Source organism: Candidatus Atribacteria bacterium, assembly GCA_011056645.1.
Taxonomy (GTDB): domain Bacteria; phylum Atribacterota; class Phoenicimicrobiia; order Phoenicimicrobiales; family Phoenicimicrobiaceae; genus Sediminicultor; species Sediminicultor quartus.
Map to the genome: position 1 here is coordinate 1 of DSEL01000223.1, position 2428 is coordinate 2428.

The following is a 2428-nucleotide window of genomic DNA, read 5'->3' on the forward strand; positions in this document are numbered from 1 at the left end:
AGTTCATCTAAACTTAAAGTATCCTCAGCCATAAAAGATATATCAACCACATTTTTACCAGCTTCGATAACCGATCGTAACATATTAAATCCTAAAAAACCCGGGACAGCGCCAATGACGATACCTTGATCGGAAATTACCTTTTTGATTTCACCTGAATTTGATAGATCTGCCTTTATTCCCGGTATGCCTGCCTTTTTGGTTAATTTATCTAATTTTTTCTCATCAATATCTGCTACCATTACCTGAAAATTATCATCTTTAGCGAGGTCTCTCGCAATCAGTTCACCCACTAATCCACAACCTAATACTATCGCTTTCATAATATTTTTATTTCCTTTCCATTTTTTCTATTTATCACTTGATAAAAGCTTCATATATTCTCCGACCTCATCGATATTCTCGAATTCTTGTGTGGCTTTTATAATAGCCTCCATACTAGACGAAGAGATCTTTTTACGAGAATTAGCTCTAAATTTAGAAATAAGCTCTTCATCGCTAAGAGGCCTTTCCGGTTGACCTTTGGCAAAGTCTTCCTGTTTCTTAAATTCTCCCTGAGTACTTTTGATGGTGACAATAGCTCGTTTGACCTTGGGGAAGAGAGCATCGATCTCTGGGTTGGCTATTACCTTGATCTTCTCGAGTAATGACCAGACCAGAGGATCTCCAAGGGCTTCTTCTTCAAAATCAGAAGGAAGTACATTCCTTTTAGCTATGGCAACTGCAATGCAATAAGGGAGAGAATGGTCAGCTGTTTCTTTAGTAGTCGGCTTGTATTTGCTAGGATCAGATAGAATATCTGCTCCCCGAGTAGTAGTCTCTACTATTACTTCTTTTATCTCTTTTAAGTTAACAACATTTTCCTTCATCACTTCCAAGACGGCGGTAATGGGTTGATGGATTAAGGCTTCAGTAGGAAATGCTTTGTAGCCACATTGATTAATCAGAAATTTATCTCCCAATCCTTTGACTAAAATATCCTTATCCCATTTTACCTTATCCAATACCTCAAATAATCCCTCTTTGCCTTCAAATATTTCTACCGGACCGGTATAGCCCTTGTGGGCGAGCAGGGCAGCCCGTACACCCGCCTCAACCGCAAAAGAATCGGCTGCATTTTTCATATTACTAAGATGACCGGCTACTACTCCCCCTAAAGTAAAATGAGAAGAACCACTGATTCCTATAGCAGCGATCATTTCCTCCTCTTTTAAACCCAACATTCTTCCCGTTACTACCGGGCTTACTAATTGAGTAAGGGTTGCATGATGCCAACCTACCTCCCGAACACCGGGGAAAGCAGCCTGACATAAACGCATCTCTAATTCATAGGCAATGATTATTCCCACTAGAACCTCTTTCCCATTTTTATTCATAAATTCTCCGGTACTAAGCACAGCAGGAATAATATCCGAAGGATGAGAGGGATCCTGTTCCCAATAGATATCATTATAATCGAGTGCTCTAATTAATAAAGAATTAATAAAGGCTGCTTGGGGAAGATTAGCTTTTGTTCCCCATCCGATAATAGTAGCTTGCTCTTTTCCCCCCAAATCCTGAATATAATTATAAGCTGCTTGGGTATCTTTATTGTTCAGGGCAGAAAGTGCACAACCTATACTATCTAAAAGAAATCGTTTTGCTTCTTTCAAGGCTTCCGAAGGAATCTTATTATATTCTAACTCCAGGGCAAATCGTGCCCATCTTTGACTAATAGTCTCCATTTTTTCCTTCCCTTCAGTTTTAGTTAGTTGGTTATTGGTTATCTGTTGTAGTATTCAATCTTTAGCTGTAGGGGTCGGATTTATCCGACCCGAAACAGACGGGCTCGATGAATCGAGCCCCTACTTCTTTCTCCTGGCTTCTGGATCTTTAACCAGCAACTTGTAACCCACAACTTATCACTTATTACTGATTACTCATTACTTTCTTTGCTACTTCTCTGGCTACTGCTAAAGTTGATGCGGTTCCTCCTAAATCGTAAGTCCTGAATTTTCCTTCTTCAATAACCCGGGCAATAGCTTTCTCTAACCGTTGAGCTAATTCTTTTTCCTCTAAGTACTCCAACATTAATTTAACCGTTAAAAGCATCGCCATGGGATTTACTTTATATTGTCCCGCATACTTTGGAGCAGATCCGTGAGTTGGTTCAAAAAGGGCGTAATCATCTCCGATATTGGCACTGGAGGCAAAACCTAACCCACCTATTAATTGAGCGCAGAGATCAGATACGATATCTCCGAACATATTTGAAGAAACTAGGACGCTATAAATCTGAGGATTTTTTATCAGCCACATACACATGGCATCTACATTGGTCTCCCAAAGTTCGATTCCAGGATATTCTTGCGCAATTTTACGAGCCTCTCTTATCATTAATCCACTGGTTTCTCTGATTACATTTGGTTTCTCAATTACCGTAACTGAA

Annotated in this window: 3 protein-coding genes; all 3 read right to left on the minus strand. The window is 39.7% G+C overall.

Annotation, left to right across the window (positions count from 1 at the left end):
* Nucleotides 1-323 (minus strand): saccharopine dehydrogenase (locus tag ENO17_10145; protein ID HER25392.1); only part of this gene is annotated, 323 nt, incomplete at its 3' end.
* A 27-nt stretch (nt 324-350) separates the two neighbouring features.
* Nucleotides 351-1724, minus strand: coding sequence for an MmgE/PrpD family protein (locus tag ENO17_10150; GenBank protein ID HER25393.1), 1374 nt, complete (start codon nt 1722-1724; stop codon nt 351-353).
* A 184-nt stretch (nt 1725-1908) separates the two neighbouring features.
* On the minus strand, nt 1909-2428 hold a 520-nt coding region (locus ENO17_10155; protein HER25394.1), incomplete at its 5' end, for an isocitrate/isopropylmalate dehydrogenase family protein.